The 19,355-nt window shown below is 69.5% G+C and carries 19 protein-coding genes and 1 tRNA gene; 12 read left to right on the plus strand and 8 right to left on the minus strand.

The window, feature by feature from the left end:
- The first annotated feature begins 71 nt into the window (after positions 1 to 71).
- Positions 72 to 968: a restriction endonuclease gene (locus tag CcI156_RS03595; RefSeq protein ID WP_076804295.1), complete on the plus strand. Its 897-nt coding sequence runs from the start codon at positions 72 to 74 to the stop codon at positions 966 to 968.
- 287 nt (positions 969 to 1,255) lie between these two features.
- On the opposite strand, the gene CcI156_RS03600 is transcribed toward CcI156_RS03595, so the two are convergent.
- On the minus strand, positions 1,256 to 1,585 hold the full coding sequence (locus tag CcI156_RS03600; protein ID WP_035730000.1) for a hypothetical protein: 330 nt from the start codon (positions 1,583 to 1,585) through the stop codon (positions 1,256 to 1,258).
- A 507-nt stretch (positions 1,586 to 2,092) separates the two neighbouring features.
- Between CcI156_RS03600 and CcI156_RS03605 the strand changes: the two genes are divergently transcribed.
- Entirely contained in the window at positions 2,093 to 2,641 is a 549-nt protein-coding gene (locus CcI156_RS03605; protein ID WP_011435580.1) for an HD domain-containing protein, read from the plus strand.
- Here the strand turns inward: CcI156_RS03605 and CcI156_RS03610 are convergent.
- Together CcI156_RS03610 and CcI156_RS03615 are read right to left on the minus strand one after the other, a co-directional pair.
- Entirely contained in the window at positions 2,629 to 3,099 is a 471-nt protein-coding gene (locus tag CcI156_RS03610; RefSeq protein ID WP_011435581.1) for an NUDIX hydrolase, read from the minus strand. The two genes, CcI156_RS03605 and CcI156_RS03610, sit on opposite strands and share 13 nt — an antisense overlap.
- A gap of 5 nt (positions 3,100 to 3,104) precedes the next feature.
- On the minus strand, positions 3,105 to 3,893 hold the full coding sequence (locus tag CcI156_RS03615) for a helix-turn-helix domain-containing protein (protein ID WP_232234883.1): 789 nt from the start codon (positions 3,891 to 3,893) through the stop codon (positions 3,105 to 3,107).
- A 291-nt stretch (positions 3,894 to 4,184) separates the two neighbouring features.
- Here CcI156_RS03615 and CcI156_RS24445 point away from each other — a divergent pair, with 291 nt between their 5' ends.
- The gene (locus CcI156_RS24445; protein ID WP_023840446.1) at positions 4,185 to 4,460 is read left to right on the plus strand and encodes a hypothetical protein; all 276 of its coding nucleotides are present in this window, start codon (positions 4,185 to 4,187) and stop codon (positions 4,458 to 4,460) included.
- Positions 4,451 to 4,948, plus strand: a complete 498-nt coding sequence (locus CcI156_RS24450; protein WP_254847256.1) for a hypothetical protein — start codon at positions 4,451 to 4,453, stop codon at positions 4,946 to 4,948. Before CcI156_RS24445 ends, CcI156_RS24450 begins: the two co-directional genes overlap by 10 nt.
- A gap of 47 nt (positions 4,949 to 4,995) precedes the next feature.
- Here the strand turns inward: CcI156_RS24450 and CcI156_RS03630 are convergent, their stop codons facing one another.
- Positions 4,996 to 5,484, minus strand: a complete 489-nt coding sequence (locus CcI156_RS03630) for a helix-turn-helix domain-containing protein (RefSeq protein ID WP_076804296.1) — start codon at positions 5,482 to 5,484, stop codon at positions 4,996 to 4,998.
- A 184-nt stretch (positions 5,485 to 5,668) separates the two neighbouring features.
- Between CcI156_RS03630 and CcI156_RS03635 the strand changes: the two genes are divergently transcribed.
- The 5 genes from CcI156_RS03635 to CcI156_RS03655 all read left to right on the plus strand — a co-directional run bounded on the left by CcI156_RS03635 (position 5,669) and on the right by CcI156_RS03655 (position 9,616).
- Positions 5,669 to 6,073 (plus strand): hypothetical protein, encoded by a 405-nt coding sequence (locus tag CcI156_RS03635; RefSeq protein WP_011435586.1) that lies wholly within the window; start codon positions 5,669 to 5,671, stop codon positions 6,071 to 6,073.
- Positions 6,070 to 6,396, plus strand: a complete 327-nt coding sequence (locus CcI156_RS03640) for a hypothetical protein (RefSeq protein ID WP_011435587.1) — start codon at positions 6,070 to 6,072, stop codon at positions 6,394 to 6,396. Before CcI156_RS03635 ends, CcI156_RS03640 begins: the two co-directional genes overlap by 4 nt.
- A 117-nt stretch (positions 6,397 to 6,513) precedes the next feature.
- Positions 6,514 to 7,803, plus strand: coding sequence for an FtsK/SpoIIIE domain-containing protein (locus tag CcI156_RS03645; RefSeq protein WP_371681752.1), 1,290 nt, complete (start codon positions 6,514 to 6,516; stop codon positions 7,801 to 7,803).
- Positions 7,800 to 8,099: a hypothetical protein gene (locus tag CcI156_RS03650; protein WP_011435589.1), complete on the plus strand. Its 300-nt coding sequence runs from the start codon at positions 7,800 to 7,802 to the stop codon at positions 8,097 to 8,099. The genes CcI156_RS03645 and CcI156_RS03650 overlap by 4 nt, the downstream gene beginning before the upstream one ends.
- Positions 8,100 to 8,347: 248 nt before the next feature.
- Positions 8,348 to 9,616: a site-specific integrase gene (locus CcI156_RS03655; protein WP_076804297.1), complete on the plus strand. Its 1,269-nt coding sequence runs from the start codon at positions 8,348 to 8,350 to the stop codon at positions 9,614 to 9,616.
- Positions 9,617 to 9,723: 107 nt separating this feature from the next.
- Here CcI156_RS03655 and CcI156_RS03660 read toward each other — a convergent pair.
- Positions 9,724 to 9,796 (minus strand) — tRNA-Arg (locus tag CcI156_RS03660).
- A 352-nt stretch (positions 9,797 to 10,148) separates the two neighbouring features.
- On the opposite strand from CcI156_RS03660, the gene CcI156_RS03665 reads away from it, so the two are divergent.
- Together CcI156_RS03665 and CcI156_RS03670 are read left to right on the plus strand one after the other, a co-directional pair.
- The gene (locus CcI156_RS03665; RefSeq protein ID WP_076804298.1) at positions 10,149 to 10,826 is read left to right on the plus strand and encodes a single-stranded DNA-binding protein; all 678 of its coding nucleotides are present in this window, start codon (positions 10,149 to 10,151) and stop codon (positions 10,824 to 10,826) included.
- 86 nt (positions 10,827 to 10,912) lie between these two features.
- Positions 10,913 to 13,318 carry a glycosyltransferase family 39 protein gene (locus CcI156_RS03670; protein WP_076804319.1) on the plus strand — a complete coding sequence of 802 codons (2,406 nt, stop codon included), beginning with the start codon at positions 10,913 to 10,915 and terminating at the stop codon, positions 13,316 to 13,318.
- On the opposite strand, the gene CcI156_RS03675 is transcribed toward CcI156_RS03670, so the two are convergent.
- Positions 13,296 to 14,735, minus strand: coding sequence for a DUF1254 domain-containing protein (locus CcI156_RS03675; protein WP_076804299.1), 1,440 nt, complete (start codon positions 14,733 to 14,735; stop codon positions 13,296 to 13,298). The genes CcI156_RS03670 and CcI156_RS03675 overlap by 23 nt on opposite strands.
- Positions 14,736 to 14,975: 240 nt before the next feature.
- Between CcI156_RS03675 and ettA the strand changes: the two genes are divergently transcribed.
- The gene (gene ettA / locus CcI156_RS03680; protein WP_076804300.1) at positions 14,976 to 16,658 is read left to right on the plus strand and encodes an energy-dependent translational throttle protein EttA; all 1,683 of its coding nucleotides are present in this window, start codon (positions 14,976 to 14,978) and stop codon (positions 16,656 to 16,658) included.
- Between the two features lie 41 nt (positions 16,659 to 16,699).
- Here ettA and CcI156_RS03685 read toward each other — a convergent pair whose 3' ends face one another.
- Both CcI156_RS03685 and CcI156_RS03690 read right to left on the minus strand, forming a co-directional pair.
- Positions 16,700 to 17,122 carry a globin gene (locus tag CcI156_RS03685; RefSeq protein ID WP_011435595.1) on the minus strand — a complete coding sequence of 141 codons (423 nt, stop codon included), beginning with the start codon at positions 17,120 to 17,122 and terminating at the stop codon, positions 16,700 to 16,702.
- A gap of 33 nt (positions 17,123 to 17,155) precedes the next feature.
- Entirely contained in the window at positions 17,156 to 19,060 is a 1,905-nt protein-coding gene (locus tag CcI156_RS03690) for a glycoside hydrolase family 13 protein (RefSeq protein WP_011435596.1), read from the minus strand.
- Positions 19,061 to 19,355: the final 295 nt, after the last annotated feature.

The raw sequence follows: 19,355 nt of genomic DNA on the forward strand, positions 1-19,355 counted from the left end.
CCGCGCGTACAGGGGAAGTCGCGCGACGTTCTAAGATCGTGTTACGCGAGTATCGGGGAGGGGTGCGCCGGGTGACGAGCCCTGACGTCGGTGTGCCRACATACGATCAGCTGCTCTGGCCGACGATCAACGCACTGCGCGATCTTGGAGGGTCCGGCGCGATCTCGGAGATTAATGAACGAGTCATCGAGCTGGAGAAGTTTAGCCCAGAGCAGCAAGATCAGCTACATGGAGACGGGCCGCGGACGGAGATCGAGTATCGGTTGGCCTGGGCTCGTACCTATCTGAAGATGATGGGCTTGACCGACAATAGCAGTCGTGGCGTTTGGACGTTGTCGGAACCAGGGCGCTCCGTTGACAGGGCAGATATTCCCAAGATCCATGCTGAAGCCAAGCGTGCTTGGGCCGCTGAACGTGCCGAGAAGGCGCGCAAGCCGGCCGATTCAGAACCCAAGGCCACCTACGAACAGGCGACGTCGGACGACGGAGAAAAAGACCAGGAAATCGCCTGGAAAGAGGAATTGCTCGAAGCGGTGATGGCGATGCCGCCCGACGCATTCGAGCGCCTTGCTCGCCGGCTCCTCCGGGAGGCCGGGTTTATCAGCGTCAATGTCACCGGCGGCACCGGCGATGGTGGCATCGATGGGCTGGGAATCTACCGTCTCTCGCTCGTCAGCTTCCCGGTATTCTTCCAATGTAAGCGGTACAAGGGAAGTGTTTCTCCGAGCGCTGTCCGAGATTTCCGGGGGGCGATGGCGGGCAGGGGAGATAAAGGGCTTCTGATCACGACGGGATCGTTCACCTCTGCCGCTCAAAAGGAGGCAACCCGCGACGGCRCTCCTCCGGTTGATCTGATCGACGGGGATAGACTCTGTGACCTCCTCCGTGAATACAACCTTGGAGTCAAGGTGGAGATCGTCCAGCACGAAAAGGCCATAGTTAACCGAAGATTCTTTGACGACATTTGAATTGAACTCGCAGAAAGCCGGCAGTCTGCGCTAACATCCGGCTCGTCCGTCGGCTCTGGATGGCGAAGTGAGTAACCCGCGGATAAGAGATCTTCGGTGGTTCGTCTGCCGGTGTCCGTGGTCGTCCGCCGGTGCCGGTCACAGGCTCGGTCTCGTCCGCCGAGTCCGTGACCGTCCGCTGGTGTTCGCGGGCTTGGCTGCCACTCTGGCTGCCGTCCACTGYGGCCTGCTCCCTGACGGATGGAGGAAGTGCGCCCAAAAGAGCGCGGCCATCTCGGCAGCATCGACTACGGCAGCAGCATCTCCTCCTGGGGGTCGTAGCAGACCAGACGCATTGATGCCGCGAGTTCGGCTGTGTAGGCGGACACCTCCTCGGCCATGCTCCACACGACGCAGAGGTAGAGGAATGGCCCGGACGGCTGGGGTGTGACCGACCACGGGGCGGTGTCGTCATCCGGCCACCGGTGCGTCAAAGCCTCACAGTAGGCGGCGATGAGGTCCGTGGCGGGCGTCTCCGGGTCGTCGTCGTAGCGCTGGAACATCTCGTTGAACGCGGACCCTGCGGCCAGATTGTCTGCTGGTCGCTCGCCTTCCCAGCTCACAAGATCGAAACTCACGGGAGCAGTCTGCCATCTGGGTACGACATGTCAGGCCAAGGGCGGTGCCGCCCTCTGTAGGCGTCTAACGGCGTGGTGCGATCGGAAGCAACCTGGTCGAAGCCAAAACGATCTCGAATGGTGACCGCAGACAGGCTCGTCGCTGGCAGGCCGGGCGGGTCGGGCTGTCGGAGGAGCGAAGCGCCCTGGCACTGGTGATGGGGCTGTCGGCTGGCGTGCCCTCTGCTCGTTTTTTGCGGCTGCCCACCGGCGTGCGCGACGAACGTCCGCAGAACCGCGTTCCGTGCCCCGGCTGGTTCACCCCACGCTGACGACCGGCGCCCTTCGTCGAACGCCTCGGATGGTCTACGCGGTGCGGGGTGCGACGGGCCCGGCGAGCACGGCCGCCAGGCCGCGCGCAGGCGGTCGCGCGGCGCGGCCCGCACCGCGACTTGATCCTAACTCGGGTAATTCGGCAGTCTCGGGCTCTCGCTGACGGGCTGGTGGTGCTCGCCGTACCGTGATCGGGTGGAGGTAGCGGTTGCTGAGCGGTTGGCGAGCGAGCTGCTGACCCCGTTGGGGGATCGGTGGCGGCATGTGCAGGCCGTGGCGGCGGCTGCTTGGGAGGTGTCCGCGGCCGTCGATCCGGAGGAGCGTGACCTGCTCGTCGCGGCGGCCTGGCTGCATGACATCGGGTACGCCCCGCCGATCGGTCACCTACGGTTCCACCCCGTGGACGGCGCCCGGTTCCTCGAATCCCACGATGCGCCGAAGCGGCTGTGCGCGCTGGTCGCGCATCACTCGTGTGCCCGGTATGAAGCCGAGGAGCGGGGGCTGACGGCGGAGCTCTCCGCGTGGGAGCTGGAGGTGTCGCCGGTKATGGACGCGCTGTGCGCCGCGGATATGACGACGGGGCCACAGGGCCAGCGGTTCACCTTCGACGAACGGATCGCGGAGATCCTGTCCCGCTACGGCGACGGCTCGATCGTCCACCGGTCGGTCACCCGGGCTCGGGCGGACCTGCAAGCCACCGTGGAACGCACGACCGCACGGCTCGTGGCGGTTCAGCCGAGGTAGGGCGTGGCCCGGTTCTCCAGGTAGTGATCGATGCGCAGGCGCATCGATGGGTGGATGTTCAGCCCGTCCAGGTCCTCGGGCGCGACGAACTTGACCTCCTTCGTCTCGCTCGAGGTGCGTAGCTCTCCGCCAAGATTGCGGGTGGTGAAGCAGAGCGAGAACTGCTGGCGGACCTCGCCGTCGTCGTAGGCCAGGACATGCCGGGGGTTGGTGTAGACCCCGATGAGTCCGGTCACCTCGATGTCGATGCCGGTCTCTTCCTTGGTCTCGCGGACGGCGGCGTCGGTGATGGACTCGCCGAGGTCCATGCCGCCGCCGGGCAGGGCCCACAGGTTGTTGTCGGTCTTGTGGACCATGAGGATCCGCCCGGCCTCGTCGGTGACCACGGCGGTGACGGACGGGACGACGCTGTTCGCCTTGGGGGCGTTCGGGTCGTTGAAGTAGTCGATCCGTGCCAAGAGGGTCAGGCTCCTTCGGTGGTGGCCCAGATGCGTTCGAAGCTGGCGGCGTAGTGGTCGAAGAGTCCGCCGGGCTGGGCGCGTAGGTGCATGACGGGGGAGTGCGCGGCGGGGGCGCCGTAGACGTGGGTGTTCACCAGCATGTCGCCGTCGAAACGGTAGATGGAGTTGTAGAGCGTGGTGGCGTGTAGCCGCAGCTCGATTCCGGGCGCGTCGCGCAACGATGCCAGGTAGGTGAGGGTGATCCGGGTTCGGGCGGCGAGTCCGTCACCGATGCCCTCCTCGTCGCCTCGCAGGGCGACGGCGGGGGAGTCCGGGTCCCCCAGGGCGTAGCGGATGTTCACGCCTTCGGCGCCTTTGCGGCGGAGAACGGCGGTGAAGTCGGCGTGCCCGTCGGGGAGGAACAGGCCAGCGATGACGAGGACGTCGACCTGGTGACGCGCACCGGCGAACAGCGTCCGCCACAGCTCGGCGGGAACGGCGGCGCGGCTGGGGTAGACGCGCACGACATCGCTCGGCACGTCCGCGGCCGGCGACCCGGGCTCGGTCCGGGGCTCGGGGACGGCGCCCGGTCTTTCGGCAAGCCCGATGCGTCCGCGGGGGATGCCGATGCCGTCGGCGATGCGCTCGAAGATCTCCAGGCTCGTGACCTGGCGGCGGCCGTTCATGATGTCGCTGACGTGGGACTGCGGCAGGCCGCACACGGCGGCTATCTGCGTCTGGGTGGCGCCGGTCCACTGGCGGTAGATCTTGAAGACGGTGCCGATGTCGCGGCGGGCGAGTGCGTCGGCCATCTCGGGTCGCTCCCAGAGTCCCGGCGGGGTCTGGGGTAACGGACGACGGACGGACACCATGGCGGCCTCCGGACGGTAGGTGCTCCGACCGTCTGTCCTCGATCGGGCGCGCAGAGCATATCCGGTCTCCGTATAGATCGGAAGTCTCGGTGTATACGGCCGGCGGCCTTCCGTGACCGGCTGTCCGGTTGGAYGGTGGGCGGGCGTCGGTTCCGCTGCGCGACGGACACCTGTTGCGGGCCGGTTCCGGCGCTTTGTCGCACGCCACCGACCAGTGGAGGACGGATCGTGATGTTCGACAGGGGGAGTGGAGGTGACCCGGGTCCGCTGCTGTTCGGCATCGTCCGCTTCGAGCCGGGCGGGGACCGCCGGGTACGGGACACGGTCATCACCTTCCCCGGGGCGACAGCGGCGGATCTGTTCGCGATCGAACAGGGCTGGCACGACTACCAGGTCACCTCGCTCCGCTTCTTCGTCCACGACGTGCGGCCGGCGGCCGTCGACTGGACGAGGTATAGGTCCGATGATCTGGCGGCGCGCTTCGCGGACCGTCGGCGGTGGCCGTGAGTGCGGCGGCCCGGTCGGGTCCGTTCCTTCCGCCGGTGCCCGCGGCCGGTGACGGCGCCGGTGGTGCGGGGGAGATGCTGTCGGCGGTCGTGATGATGCCGTGGGGGCCGGACGAGTGGGCGCTCGTCGTCCAGCCGGGCTCGGACTCGGCGGATCTCATGCGGGCCGTGTCCCGGATGCCGGGCGGGTTGAAGTACTCCGAATCGTTCGGCGATGTCGACGTGGTGCTCGTCTACCKGCTGCCGGATGGCGACAGTGCGGCGGCGGGAGTCGGGGGCGAGGATCCGGGCCCGTCCCGGCGGGGATGCGGAGGTGCGGCCGTGCGGACGGCGCTCGCCCTGGGCCTGACCCGGCCCGACTCGCGGTGGATGACCCGTGGGGAGCGGGCGGCCTTCCGGGCGGGGCAGGCCGAAGCCTTCGAAGCGGTCCGCCGGACCGTGCTCGACGCGATCGGAGTACCGGTGGCCAGCACCACAGCGCCGGGCTGATTGACTCGGCGACGTTCCGGACCTCGACGGGCCGGCTCGGGCGGGAACTACTCCGCCGGGGTCGGCCCGTCGTCGTTGCCTCGGGCGCGGCCGGGCTGGGTCGCTCCGGCTGCTCCGGCGGGCGCGATGCGCTCCGAGAGGTCGGCGAGACGCTGTTCGATCCGGAGCAGGACGGCGAGAATCTGCCGGTCGGTGCCGGTTCCTGCCCCTCCTCGGCCCGCGCGGCGGCCTGATGTCGCTGCTGCCGGCTGCTCCGGCTGCTTGCCGGGAACGAGCACGMGGACCAGGTGGTCGTCCGGCCAGTCCAGGGCGCGGGCGATGGCGGCCAGCGTGGCGTCCTGGACCCGGCGGCCGTGGGCTCCGCGCTGGAGTTGGCGAAGCGTCGCGACGGACACGCCGGATGCGGTGGCGAGTGCTTGCTGTCCCATCCGCTTCTGGTTCATCCTGGCGTTGAGGGCGTYGGCGACAGCCTGCCAGTTCTCACCCTCGACCTTGCCTCGCGCCGTGTACGGCGGAACCCCCCGTTCGCTTGTCACTCGTCAAAGATAACGTTGTCGTGGAAACGCATTCTAGACGGTCACCGGATAATTTCCATCCGCACTCCGTATACATAGATACGAAAGCGCTTGGCGATCGGTTCGTGAGCGGTTCAGAGTAGGTGCTGCCCGACAGAAACCGGACTTCCGGTGGCGGGGCTGACCCTACGGAGGTAGACGGACTATGGCGATACCGCGACGCATTCCGGTGCGTTTCGAGGACGTGTTCCCGGCGGGGGCGTTCGTCCTCGGCGTGGAGGCGGCGAACGACTACGACAAGGTAAAGGCGAACGCTCCCGATCCACAGGAGCGCGACCCGAACACCGGCGAGCGGGTCTGGGCGGTCCGCGTGCTGGACCCCGACCCGGCGGCCCGGCAGGCGGAGCTGAAGGTGAAGGTCGCCGCCGCGGTGCAGCCGGTCCTGCCGGAGGCGATGCCGGGCACGCCGTTCCGGCCGGTGCAGTTCGAGGGGCTGACGATCACACCGTGGGTGGACATCAACGGGAAGTTCCCCAAGCAGGGGTACGCCCTGCGCGCGGTGGGCCTGCGGCAGGTCGGCCCGCTGCGGCGGACGGGGGCGGCGGCGTGAGCGGCGAGCCGAAGCAGTCGTACGCGACGCTCGGCCTGTCCGTCGGCGCGGACTGGTTGGTGACCTGCCACACCTACCCCGACCGCGCGCCGATCCTGGTCGTGGACGCGGGGCGGGTGAGCCTGAGCGTGTCGGCGCTGGGGCGGGAACCGGACGCCCGGCATGTCGACTTCGCGTACAAGCTGCTCGCGGCGGTCAACGACTACCTGATCGCCTACGAGAAGTTCCAGTTCGAATCCCAGGAAGCCACGGAATCCGCCGAAGCGGCGGCGGTGGCGGTAGCGGCTCCGGCTGACGACATGGCCGGGCCGCGCGCCGCGTAGTTTTCCCGCCGGTCGTCGGCATCACGAGGAAACGAATTCCCGTTTCTCGCCTTTCCCTCTTCGTTCGTCAATCCCGTCGGTCTGTGTTTCGTGCGCTCGAAAACAGGTGGTATTGCCATGTCCAGAATCAACGGTGACCAGCGATTCCCGCGGGTTCCCTCGCGGGTCGACAAGGTGCGCGTGCCGGTGTGGATGCTGCTGGTGGCGGTGGCCGGCAAGCTGCTGTGGCTGGCGCTGCGGGGCTGCTGGCGTCACCGCGTCGCCGTGGCGTTCGTGGTCGGCCTGCTTCTGGTGGTGAACCGGGTGGGGCTCGTCGGCCTGGCCGTGCTCGTCGCGGCCTTGGTCCTGGTGGCGGTCGCGTGGTGGCGGGTGCATCCGCGGTCCTTCGGGCCAGTGGCCTGGTGGGTGTGGGGACGGGCGCGGCTGACGTTCGTCTACCGGTGGCGCTGGAAGCCGGCGATGGTGCACACCGACCTGGCGATCCGCATGCCGACGTCGACCGGTGATCAGGTGACGTTCGACGAGTACTTCCCGCGGATTCGGAAGATCCGTTCGTCGCGGTCGGTGGACGTGCTGCGGGTGGAGCTGCTGCCGGGGCAGACCACTGCGGAGTGKGCGGAGCAGGCCGAAGCCTTGCGGCACGTGTTCCGGGCTCGGCGCTGCCAGGTGCGGGCGGAGACGTTTCGGTTCGTCCGGGTCTCCTTCCACCATCGGGATCCGCTGACCCGGCCGGTCACTCCGCCGGACCTGGACGACACCACCGATCCGGACGACTCCGCCGACCCTGCCGGCTCTGACCCTTCCGGAGCTGTTCCCTCCGCTCTCGTCCGCCGTGGCGGGCGTGCGTCGCGGCTGCTCGCCGGGCTGTCGGCGGTGCCCGTCGGACGGTGCGAGGACGRCCGTCCCTGGACGTTGCCGGTCCGGGGAACTCACGTGCTCGTCGCGGGGGCGACCGGGGCGGGTAAGGGCTCGGTGCTGTGGTCGCTCGTCCGCGGTCTCGGTCCGGCGGTGCGGGCGGGGCTGGTGGAGCTGTGGGTGTGCGACCCGAAGGGCGGGATGGAACTGGCGTTCGGGGAGCCRCTGTTCGCCCGGTTCGCGACCGACACCGACGCGATCGCGGATCTCCTCGACGACGCGGTGAGCGTCATGCGGGACCGGACCTTCCGGCTCGCGGGAACCACCCGGCTGCACGTCCCGACGGTCGGTGAGCCGCTGATCGTCGTGGTGGTCGATGAGATCGCTTCCCTGACGGCGTATGTGACCGACCGGGAGGTGAAGAAGCGGATCGGGGCGGCGTTGCCGCTGCTGCTTTCCCAGGGTCGGGCGCCCGGGGTTGTGGTGGTGGCGGCGGTGCAGGACCCGCGTAAGGAGGTGTTGCCGCTCCGGGAAAGGAGAGAAGTCCTGTGAACATCTTCTCGTCTGGCAACTTCGGCGCGTGGCGCACCCCCGGCGGAGACTCCCCGCTCGTCGCGACCCACAAGACCAACACCGGTGACCACGAGCTGACGATCCGGCCCGGCGCGGACGTCGGCGACCTGGCGGCGATCCTCGCGAACCTTCCCGCGGATGCCTTCTTCACCGAGCACTACGGCGACGTGAACGCGGTGCTCGTGTTCCGCCAGGTGCCTGGACTTCCGGCAATGGTCCCGGCGAACGGAAATCCATCGACGGATCCGGCGGCGGCGAACATCAGCCGTCCGTAACGGCAGTCCTGCCTGCTCTAACCACATTTTTCTTCCGTTCTCTGGTGGCGTTTCAAGCTGTCAGGGTGTCGGACGGGTCCAGGGTCGGCCGAAGGCCGATCGCGTAGCGACGCCGTAGGCGCCCTGGACGCGGCCGGCGCCCCGGCAGACCATTCCAACGCCAGAGAACGGAACGCCACCGGAACCGGGCAACGTCGCCCGCGGCCGGCGTGAACCTGTCCCGTTCTTCCGGCAAGGAGAAGTCACCCATGCCCAGTACCACCCCCGGCTCGTCGAACGGCCGGCGCAAGGAGCGCAGGAAGCGCGCCAACGGCCAGGGCTCCATCTACCAGCGCGGAGACGGCCTGTGGGTCGGCGCGGCCTACGTCCTGATGCCTGACGGGACGACCAAGCGGCGGCCGGTCTACGGCAAGTCGGAAGAGATCGTCCGCGGCAAGCTCACGGAGCTTCAGGCCAACTCGGATCAGGGCATTCCGGCGGACGCCACCGGATGGACCGTCGAACGCTTCCTGACGGTCTGGCTCGCGCAGACGGTGAAGCCGAACCGTCAGCCGAACACCTATGTCACCTATGAGAAGGCGGTTCGGCTGTACCTCATCCCGGGGCTCGGGAAGAAGCGGCTGAACAGGCTGAGCGGTGCGGACGTCCGGCAGTTCATCCGGCGGACGGAAACCACCTGCCGGTGCTGCGAAATGGGCAGGGACAAGGCGCGGCCGGAACAGGAACGGCGCTGCTGCGCGGTCGGCCAGTGCTGCAACCGCCGTCCATCGAAGCGTCAGGTTCAGGTCGTGCATGCCGTGCTCCGCAACGCGCTCCAGGCGGCGGTGCGCGAGGAACTGATCCGACGGAACGTGGCGAAGCTCGTCCAGGTCTCGACCCCTCGTTACAACGTCGACCGGGGTCTGACCGTCGAGCAGGCACACCGGCTTCTCGATGAAGCTGCCGGCAATCGGCTGTATGCGCTGCTGGTCCTGGCGCTGTTCCTCGGGATGCGCCGCGGGGAGCTGCTCGGGCTCCAGTGGTCGGACATCGACACCGACCGGGAGACGCTGACGATTCGGCACACGCTCCAGCGGGTCGGCGGGGAGCTGCGGCTGCTGCCGCCGAAGACGGAGGACTCGGAGCGCACGCTGTCGCTCCTGGGCCTGGTGGCCGACGCACTCACCGAGCATCGCAAGCTCCAGCAGGCGGAACGGGACGCGGCCGGCGACCGCTGGGTGACGACGGACCACGTCTTCACCACGAAGATCGGAACGGCGATCGAACCGGACAACCTGCGCCGCTTCTGGATGCCGCTGCGTCAGGCGGCCGGGCTCGACGGGGTCGTGTTCCACGGGCTGCGGCACACCTGCGTGACGCTGCTCCTGGACCTCGGCGTGCCGCCGCACATCGTCCGTGACATCGCGGGCCACTCGGCGATCGAGGTGACGATGACGATCTACGCGCACGCCTCGATGGGGGAGAAGCGGYGGGCTCTGGGCCGGCTCGACGGCCACCTGACCGGGCCCCGACCCTGACTCGTTGCTACACCGGTTGCTGCACGTGGGGGTGTCGGGGGGCTCGGCCCCCCGGCAGGCCTGACGAGGGGATCGAAAAGGCGCAGCATGCGAGCCTGATCCCCGAGTGCGCCCGGCAGGGATCGAACCTGCGACCTGGTGCTTAGAAGGCACTCGCTCTATCCACTGAGCTACGGGCGCGCTTGCAGGGGATGGGCCCACCGGGGAGCTACAACAGGGTAGCAAGGTTCGACCAGGCATCGAACACGCGGGGACGCGCCGTCTCCTGGGAAGGTCAAGCTCCTGGGAAGGCCGAGGTACGACGCTGAGGCGTCCGTGGCAGGTGGGCAGACGGGATGCGTCGCGGACCGGCGTGGGGTCCGAGCGTCGGCGTGCCGGTGCGCGTGGGTCCGTGGATGCGTGGCCTGTGGGCGAACCCTCGTTATCCACAGGCGACCAACCGAGGGTTTCCGAAGTCGCCGTGACGGCTCACTGTGGGAGAGGCCGTTCGCGGCCAGCCCGGCGGATCCGTCCCTGACCCGAGGAGCACGCCATGCTCGAGACGACCATCACGCTTGTCGGCAACCTGGTCGACGATCCGGATCATCGGATGACGGCCAACGGTGCGTCGATATGCACCTTCCGCCTCGCATCGACGCCCCGCCGGTTCGATCGTTCCGAGAGCCRCTGGGTCGACGGAACCACGCTGTTCCTGCGGGTCTCCTGCTGGCGCCAGCTCGCGGACAACGTCGCTGCCAGCCTCGTCCGGGGTGATCGCGCGCTCGTCTACGGCAGGCTGCGGCAGCGGTCGTTCGAGACGGGCGAAGGGGAACGGCGGGTTACCTACGAGATCGACGCGGATGCGGTCGGAACCGAGCTCACCTGGCATGCGGCTCGCTCGGAGCGACTTGCCCGTCGCCCGGGCTCCGCGGTGGTGGCGGCGGCCGCGACGGATGTTCCCAGTGATCCGTCCGCTCTGGTGGGATCCGCTCTGGTGGGATCCGAGCACGGCGCTCTGGCCGGCTTCCCGGTCGCCGGTGCGGATGCGGATGCGGATGCGGCCGGAGCGGCATCCGCCGCGACGGCCATGGCGTCGATGGCCGAGGGACCGCCGGAGGGTTCCGGGCGGCTCCAGGGCGCGGGTGCGGCGCCCGGCGAACCGCGCCCGTCCGCGGTGACGGTCGGCGATTCCCCCTGGCAGTCGTTTCCCTCCTCCCATGACCTGTCCTGACCGTCCAGCCGATGGTGGGGACCTGGAGGGCGAGTCGGACCGACCTGCGTCCGCTGCGGCCGAGGGCGCTGGGTACCGTGCCGTGGATGAGCAGCCGGCACGAGATGGGGCAGACGGGGCCTGTCTCCGTCGAACCCGGGACAGAGCCGCAGGCGCCCTTCGACGTCATCGATGCGCAGGTTGTCGTGAGTCCCGGCTTGGAGAGCGGCCTTGCGCACGGGACACCCGGATCGGTGGTCGTCGCCGCGCCCAGGGGTGACGCCGTGCCCAGGGGTAACACTGGGCTCGGGGGTAACACTGGGCTCGGGGGTGACGCCGAGCCCCGGAACGACACGCCGCGGCCCCGGCCGGACGGAGAACAACCGCCGGCCGGGCCGCCGGCCTCCGACGCCGCTCGCGGTCGGCGGACTCCCGTCCAGCGGCTGCGCGTTCGTCTCGCGAGCATCTCGGGGCCCGCTCGGTACGTGATGGTGCTCGCCGTTCTGAGCGCGGCGGTCGCCGTCGTCCTCCGGCACACCGTGTTCCCGTTCCTGTCGGTCAACAACGACGAGGGCATCTACCTCCTGCATGCCAGGACCCTCGCCGAGGGCCGCCTGTTCCCGCCCGCCCCGGACCCGGCACGGTCCTACCTGCCGTGGCTGGGAACCGTTGTCGGCGATCACTACGTGTTGAAGTACACGCCCTTCGTACCCGCGATCTTCRCAATCGGCATCGTGCTGACGGGAAGCATCGATCCGGCGCTTGCAATGATCGTCATGGCGGCGGTCGTCGTCACCTACCTGCTGGGCGTCGAGCTCTTCGGTAGCCGGCGGACCGCGGCGTTGGCGGCGACCCTGCTCGCCCTCTCCCCGCTGGTGATCCTGCAGAGCGCGATGGTGCTGAGCTACTTGCCGACCCTGGTGCTGCTGCAGGTGACCGTTCTGGGGGTGTTGCGGGGACGGCGCCGCCGACGGGCGGCACCGGTGGTCGTCGCGGGCCTCGCCCTCGGCGTGGCGGCGGCGGTGCGGCCGTATGACGTCGTCCTGCTCCTGGCTCCGCTCGCGATCTGGCTGCTCCTGACCTCCACGGGCGGGCGCTGCTGGCTGGGCCGGTGGCTGCTTTGCGGGCTCGCCGCGCCCGTGGCGCTTGTCCTGCTCAGCAACGCCGCTGCCACCGGTGACCCGTTGCGGCTGCCGTTCACGCTCCTTGAACCCGACGACAAGCTCGGCTTCGGGGTGCGCAAGCTGTATCCCGGCGACGGCAGGCACGACTTCGGCTTGCTCGAAGGGCTGCGGTCGGTCGGCGACCACCTGTGGCTGTTCGGCGGCTGGGCCTGCGGGGGAGTGGTGCTGGCCGGCTGCGCGATCGTCGTGGCGGCTCGGCGGCAGCTGTCCGCACCCGCCGCGCTCCTGGGTGCGGGTGGGCTGCTCTTCCTGGGCGGATACGTCGGCTTCTGGGGCGCGTGGAACGCGGCCGAGTTGTGGGGCGGCATCCGCTACGTCGGCCCTTTCTACCTGGTCCCGGTGCTCATCCCGCTCGTCCACCTCGGCGCGGAGGGCCTGGTCAGGGCCGGCGAAGCCGTCTTCGCCCGCGGGCGAAGACTCGGGCTCATCGCCGTCGYGGGGACCGGCGCCGCCATCCTGGCGCTCACGGCCGTCGTCCTGGTCGGGGCGGTGCGCGCCAACCTCACGCTCACCGGGCACGACCGTGACCTCAGCGCGATGCTGGACCGGCTGCCGGGCGATCCGCTCGTGTTCGTCGCGGCGAACCCGCCGTTTCTCGGGCATCCCACTCCGGTGACCGCGAACGGGCCGAAGCTCGAAGATCCTGTGCTGTTCGCCGTGTCGCGGGGGGTCGACGATCTCATCGTGGCCGCTGACCACGCGGACCGCCCGGCCTATCTGCTCCGCCTGGCATCGGCCTACGACCGCTCACCCGCCTCGCCCTCCACCGCGCGGGTCGAACGGCTGGCGGTCAGGAGCGGCAGGCGGGTGGCGGTGACCCTGAGAGTGGATGCCGCGCCCGCGGGCGCCCGTTCCGCCCGCGTCGTGCTCACCGAGGGTGTCCGCCGCCTGTCGATTCCGGTCCATCCGCGGATCCCCACCTCGATGATCCTCACCGTCGACGCGGACGGCCTCGATACCACCGATGTCATCAGTATCACCAGTATTGCCAACATCGCTGGCGGCATGGACAGCACCGGAATCGTGACTGACCGCAACGACTCCGGTCGGTCCCGGGTGCATTCCGGATCCCTCGGCCGTCCGTCGGCAAGCACCGTGCGGGACGGTCGGGGCACCTCCATCACCGTGGCCTACTACGCGACGAGCCCTTCCGGACGGGAACATTTCCTCGATCAGCAGGTGTTGCCCGTGCGGCTGGCCGCACGGGACGGTTCCCGGCCGGCTGCCGGCCCGCCGGTCACCGTGCTCGGATCCCTCGGGGAGGTCGATGAGGTCGGCGAGGGACGTCGGCCGCCGCTGCGCATCATCATCGATGATCGTCGAGGCTGACCTGCCCGCCCGGGTGACCTGCCTGCCCCGGCGCCCCGACGCCCCGGTGAACGGTCGTCCTGATGATCGGCTGGCCCGGTGATCGGTCGATGCGGCGGATGGGAGGGAGCACGTACGTTCCGTCGAGGACGTCGGCCCCCGGCTCGTAGATCCGTAGGACGGGCCGGAAATCGCCGACCGCCGCGGGCAGCCAGTTGTCAAGCGGCCCGCCGTCCTCCGGGGGATCACTCTGGAGCAGGATGCGCACCGAGCCGTCCGGACCGCGGCGCAGATCGCGGTCGCCGCTCCGCAGGGAATACCGGTGCAGGGGATTCTCGACGAGGTAGTACTCGGGCGCGTCGTACATCGTCAGCGACCAGAACGCGGCCTGCGGCGGCGGCACCAGCTCCAGCAGGTACCGGTGGGCCCCGCTCAGCTGGCGGCCGTCCGTGTCGATGGCACGGCTCGCCTGGATCTCCTCATAGCCGTGTGTCGCACCCCGCGGCAGTCGGGCGGCCATCGCCCGGGCGAGACGGGCCTGTGCCCGATCGCTTATCCGCCAGGCCKGATCGTCGATCGTGCCCGGTCCGAGTCGGTCCAGGTTGAAGTCGAGGGCATGCGGGGTGCTCACCCAGCCGTTCGTCAGCGCCCGGCCGGCGTGCGCCACCCGTTCGAGCTTGTCGCGGCCGGCGCGCAGCCCGGTGCGCAGGGACCAGGCGAGGCCCGGGTTGGGGTCGACGTACGGCGAAGGATCGTCGAGGATCCCGAGCGAGGTGAAGTGGCGGGCGTACTCGGCCTCGGCCCGCGACGGAGGATAGGCGCGCAGCCAGATGCGCAGCTCCTCCCAGAACCGGAGGTCGTCACAGACCCTCTTCGAGTGTTCCGGCGGTCCCTCCGCGCGGCGGGCCTCGGAATCCAGCGGGCTCAGGTCCAGTTCCTCCTGCAGCCGGGACACCGCCGCGATGTCCGCCGGGCCGTCGAAGCCGAACCGGTTGATCAGCGTCAGCAGCCGGGTCGGTGCCTCGATGCGGGCCAGCGACGCGGGCGCGCTGCCCGTCCAGCCCGGCGGGACGAGCAGATAGCGCCCACCTCGTCCGCCGGTGGTTCGCCGTCCCACGTAGGCGAAGTTGTTCCGCCAGGCGTCCATGAAGATCATAACGCTGTAACGATCCGGCGTGTCGGGGATCCGCAGGACCAGCGGACCCGGCGTGAGGTCGACCTCGGCCACCGAGCACAGGGCGTCGTTGTCGACGCTGACGAAGCAGGACAGTGGCGCGGGCGGTTCCGTCTCGTGAGCGAAGGCGTTGTACCCGGCGGGCCGGATTGGCCCGATTCCCTCAGCCGCCGTCCGTACRCTCAGCCGGACGTTGCTGACCAGGGGATATCCGAAGATGAACGCCTCGGCCGCCAGCCCGAGCCGATGGTCACTCGCGAGCATGCCGTCCTCCCCGTGCTCGTCATCTCCGTTTCAGTGGTCGCCTCCACGCCCCCACGTTTCAGTGGTCGCCCCCCACAGTGGCCGCCTCCACAGTCCGTGCCCTTCTTTGTGGTGTGGTACCCACCGGATGCCGTCCGGTGGCCGGACGGCATCCGATGATCCGCCGGTCCCCGACGTCGRCCGACGGGCCACCGATCACCGCTGTGAGGAACGCGGGCGCGATGCCCTAGGGTTGATGGCATGGCGCAGTACGTCTTCCAGATGCGCAAAGCGCGMAAGGCCCATGGCGACAAGGTCATCCTCGATGATGTGACCCTGTCGTTCCTCCCCGGAGCCAAGATCGGGGTAGTCGGCCCGAACGGCGCGGGGAAGTCGTCCCTGCTCAAGATCATGGCCGGCCTCGATCAGCCGAGTAACGGCGAGGCGACCCTGAGCCCCGGCTACACGGTCGGCATGCTCGCCCAGGAACCCCCGCTGGACGAGACCAAGGACGTCCGCGGCAACGTCGAGGACGGCGTGCGCGAGATCCGCCGGGTGCTCGCCCGCTACGAGGAGATCAACGAGAAGATGTCCGCGCCCGACGCGGACTTCGACTCCCTCCTCGCCGAGYAGGCCGAGCTTATCGACAAGATCGAGGCCGCGAACGCCTGGGAGCTCGACAGCCAGCTCGACCAGGCCATGGACGCGCTGCGGCTGCCGCCCGGCGATGCCGACGTCACCCTGCTCTCCGGCGGTGAGCGCCGCCGGGTCGCGCTGTGCAAGCTCCTGCTTGAGGCTCCCGACCTACTCCTGCTCGACGAGYCGACCAACCACCTCGACGCCGAGAGCGTCGCCTGGCTGGAGCAGCACCTCGCCCGCTATGCGGGCGCCGTGCTGGCCGTCACCCACGACCGGTACTTCCTGGACAACGTCGCCGGCTGGATCCTMGAGCTCGACCGGGGCCGTGCCTTGCCCTACGAGGGCAACTACACCACCTACCTGGAGAACAAGGCGGCCCGGCTGAAGGTCGAAGGCCAGAAGGACGCCAAGCGGCGCCGGGTGCTCGCCCAGGAACTCGAGTGGGTCCGGTCCAACCCGAAGGCCCGCCAGACCAAGAGCAAGTCGCGTCTCGCCCGCTACGAGGAGCTGGCCGCCGAGGCGGACCGGGCGCGCCCGCGCGACTTCGAGGACATCCAGATCCCGCCCGGCCCCCGGCTCGRCAACCAGGTCATCGAGGCCAAGGGGCTCACCAAGGGCTTCGATGACCGGCTTCTCATCGACAACCTGTCGTTCACCCTGCCGCGCGGCGGCATCATCGGCGTGATCGGCCCCAACGGCATCGGTAAGACGACCCTGTTCAAGATGTTGACCGGCCAGGAGGCGCCGGACGCCGGAGAGCTCGTCATCGGCGACACCGTCGACATCGCCTATGTCGACCAGACCCGCTCGGGCCTGGACCCGAAGAAGAACGTCTGGCAGGTCGTCTCCGACGGCCTCGACCACATCGTCGTCGGCAAGGTCGACTTCCCGAGCCGGGCGTACGTGTCGTCATTCGGGTTCAAGGGGCCGGACCAGCAGAAGCCCGTCGGTGTGCTGTCCGGTGGGGAGCGTAACCGGCTGAACCTCGCGCTCACCCTCAAGCGTGGCGGCAACGTCCTGCTTCTCGACGAGCCCACCAACGACCTCGACGTGGAGACGCTGCGCTCCCTGGAGGACGCGCTGCTGGAGTTCGCCGGCTGCGCCGTGGTCATCTCCCACGACCGCTGGTTCCTCGACCGGGTCGCCACCCACATCCTGGCCTGGGAAGGAACCGACGAGGACCCGGCGCGCTGGTTCTGGTTCGAGGGGAACTTCGCCGACTACGAGACCAACAAGATCGACCGTCTCGGGCAGGAGGCGGCCCGCCCGCACCGCGTCACCCACCGCAAGCTCACCCGGGACTGAGGGCGCACCCGGGCCGGCCGGTGCCCGCGGGCACCGAGCGGTCAGTCGGGTCGGTTCTGCAGCGAATTCGCCGCCATCGACAGATAGTCCCAGAGCTGCCTGTCGAGATCGGGCGGCAGGTCCAGGGAGTCGACCGCGGCCCGCATGATCTTCAGCCAGGCGTCCCGCTGCGTCGGGCCGATCGCGAACGGGGCGTGCCGCCTCCGCAGCCGAGGATGCCCGCGCTGCTCCTGGTAGTCGGTCGGGCCACCCCAGTACTGGATGAGGAACATGCGCAGGCGCTCCTCAGCGCCGGTCAGATCCTCTTCCGGGTAGAGCGGGCGCAGTACCGGATCGTTCGCCACACCCTGGTAGAACCGGGCGACCAGCTTCCGGAACGTCGGTTCGCCGCCGGCGGCGTCGTAGAAGGAGCTGATCGGGAGAGTGCGCGGAGGAGACTGGTTCACCCGTCCATTCTGCGGCACGACGGTGCGGTCCGATCCGGGCGACGGGTGTTCTCAGCCGTCGCGGGGTGCGATCCACGCCGTCGTGTCGGGGGGCAGCGTCAGGGTCGCGCCGTCGTACCCCACCGGTCCGCTGGCGAGCACCAGCCGTCCGGGCAGCGGAATCGTCGCCTCCCCCTCGGTCGTCGTCACGCATGTCATACTGGCCGACCCCACCGAGGTGGGCGGGGTCGGGGGCACCGACGAGCCTGCCGGCGCGGGGCGGTCGAAGGCCAGGCATCCGGCCGGGGAGTCGTTCCGCCAGCGCAGGTCGTCGCCACGCAGGTGGGGGAGGGCGCGGCGCAGGGCGAGCGCGCTGCGCACAAGCAGCCAGGTCGACATCGGGTCGGCCGCCTGCGCGAGGACCGCGAGGTCCGCCCAGTCGGCGGGTTGCGGCAACCACGGGTCGGCGCCGGCCGAGGTGAATCCGTAGGGGGGCGCGTCCCCCGACCACGGCAGGGGGATCCGGGCGCCGTCCCGGCCCGGCGACGTCCCCCCGGACCGCGTCCAGATCGGGTCGCGACGGGCGGCAGGCGGCACCTCGGCCTGCGGCAGCGCCAGCTCGTCGCCCTGGTACAGCACCGCGGTGCCGGGCAGCGCGAGCAGCGTGAGCAGAGCGGCGCGCGCGCGGCGGGTCCCCGTGGGACCGCCGCCGTAACGGGTCGCCGGCCGCACCACGTCGTGGTTGGCGAGCACCCAGGTGCCCGGCGCGCCGACCGCCGTCAGCGCGGCGCGTTCGGCGTCGATGGCGGCCCGCCAGGCCGCCGCCGACCAGGGGATGCTCAGCAGGGAGAACGAGAACGTCAGGTGCAGCTCGTCCGGTCGCACGTAGCGGGCGAGCCGGGCCGGGTCGCGCACCCAGGTCTCCCCGATCAGGACCCTGGGACGCCCGTCGCGGGCGGTGTACTCGTCGGTGATCGCGCGCCACTCGCGGTAGATCTCGTGCACCCCGTCCTGGTCCCAGACCCGGGGCTCGTGCTCCTCGCGGAACCCGCTGTCCGGAGCCAACCGGGCGCCGGGCGGGTTGTCCCGTAGCTCGGTGTCCTTCACCAGCCCGTGGGTCACGTCGATCCGGAACCCGTCGACCCCTCGATCGAGCCAGAACCGCAGCGTCGCGGCATGGTCCGCGCGGACGGCGGGATGATCCCAGTTCCAGTCGGGCTGCTCGGCGTCGAACAGGTGCAGGTACCACTGGCCGTCCGCCACCCGCGTCCAGGCCGATCCACCGAACACCGATTCCCAGTTGTTCGGAGGCTGCTCGCCGCCGGGGCCTCGGCCGTCGCGGAAGATGTAGAGCCCCCGCTCKGGACTGCCCGGCGCGGACGCGAGCGCCGCCTGGAACGCCGGATGCGCCGAGCTCGAGTGGTTCGGCACGAGATCGATCAGCACGGCGAGCCCGGTCTCGGCGGCGTCGGCGAGCACGGCGTCGAGGTCCGCGAGGTCACCGAAGAGCGGATCCACGCCGCGATGGTCGGCGACGTCGTACCCGTGATCGGCCATGGGGGACGAGTAGAAGGGCGTGATCCAGATCGCGTCGACGCCGAGTTCCGCCAGCACGGGCAGATGCCGCCGTAGCCCCTCCAGATCGCCGATCCCGTCGCCATCGGAATCGGCGAAACTGCGAAGGTACACCTCGTACAGGACGGCCCGGCGCCACCACGTCCCGTCCTGGCCGGGCGACCGCCCCCGGCCGTCGGCGCCATTCGGGCGATCCAGTTCCCCGGCGTCGCCGGCTCCCGCGCTGTTGTCCTTGCTGGCCTCGGCGCCCTCGTTCCCCTCGGTGTTCTCATTGCCCTCGCCCGCGTCGCTTCGGTGGCCGCGCTGGACACTAGATCGAGGGCAGAAATAAGATATTTTATCTCTCTTGGTAGATGAGGGTGCCTTTGTGGAGTGGCCCTCAACAGAATGATGTGTCCTCATCTGGCTCCTTCTGGCTTTTCTGGTCCTTTTAGGACAGATGCTCCCTGTTGTGCGCCTATCCAGGGACCGCTCCGCCGCGTCGGGACGGCGCGGCGGAGCGCGTGTTCCTCGGTCGGGCGATGCCTGTCCAGCATCAAACTCGGTCGGTGGGGGCGAAGGTAGGGCGATGGGGTGCTGGTTGCGGCTCGGGTCGACGTTCCCCCGATGCGTGATATCCGATATCCGAACTAGACTTCCRCAGATGGACCGGGTGACTGGCTGTTACGGAGCGGTACCGGGAATCGGATTCGGTCGG

The sequence above is a fragment of the Frankia sp. CcI156 genome (assembly GCF_001983015.1).
GTDB lineage: Bacteria > Actinomycetota > Actinomycetes > Frankiales > Frankiaceae > Frankia > Frankia casuarinae.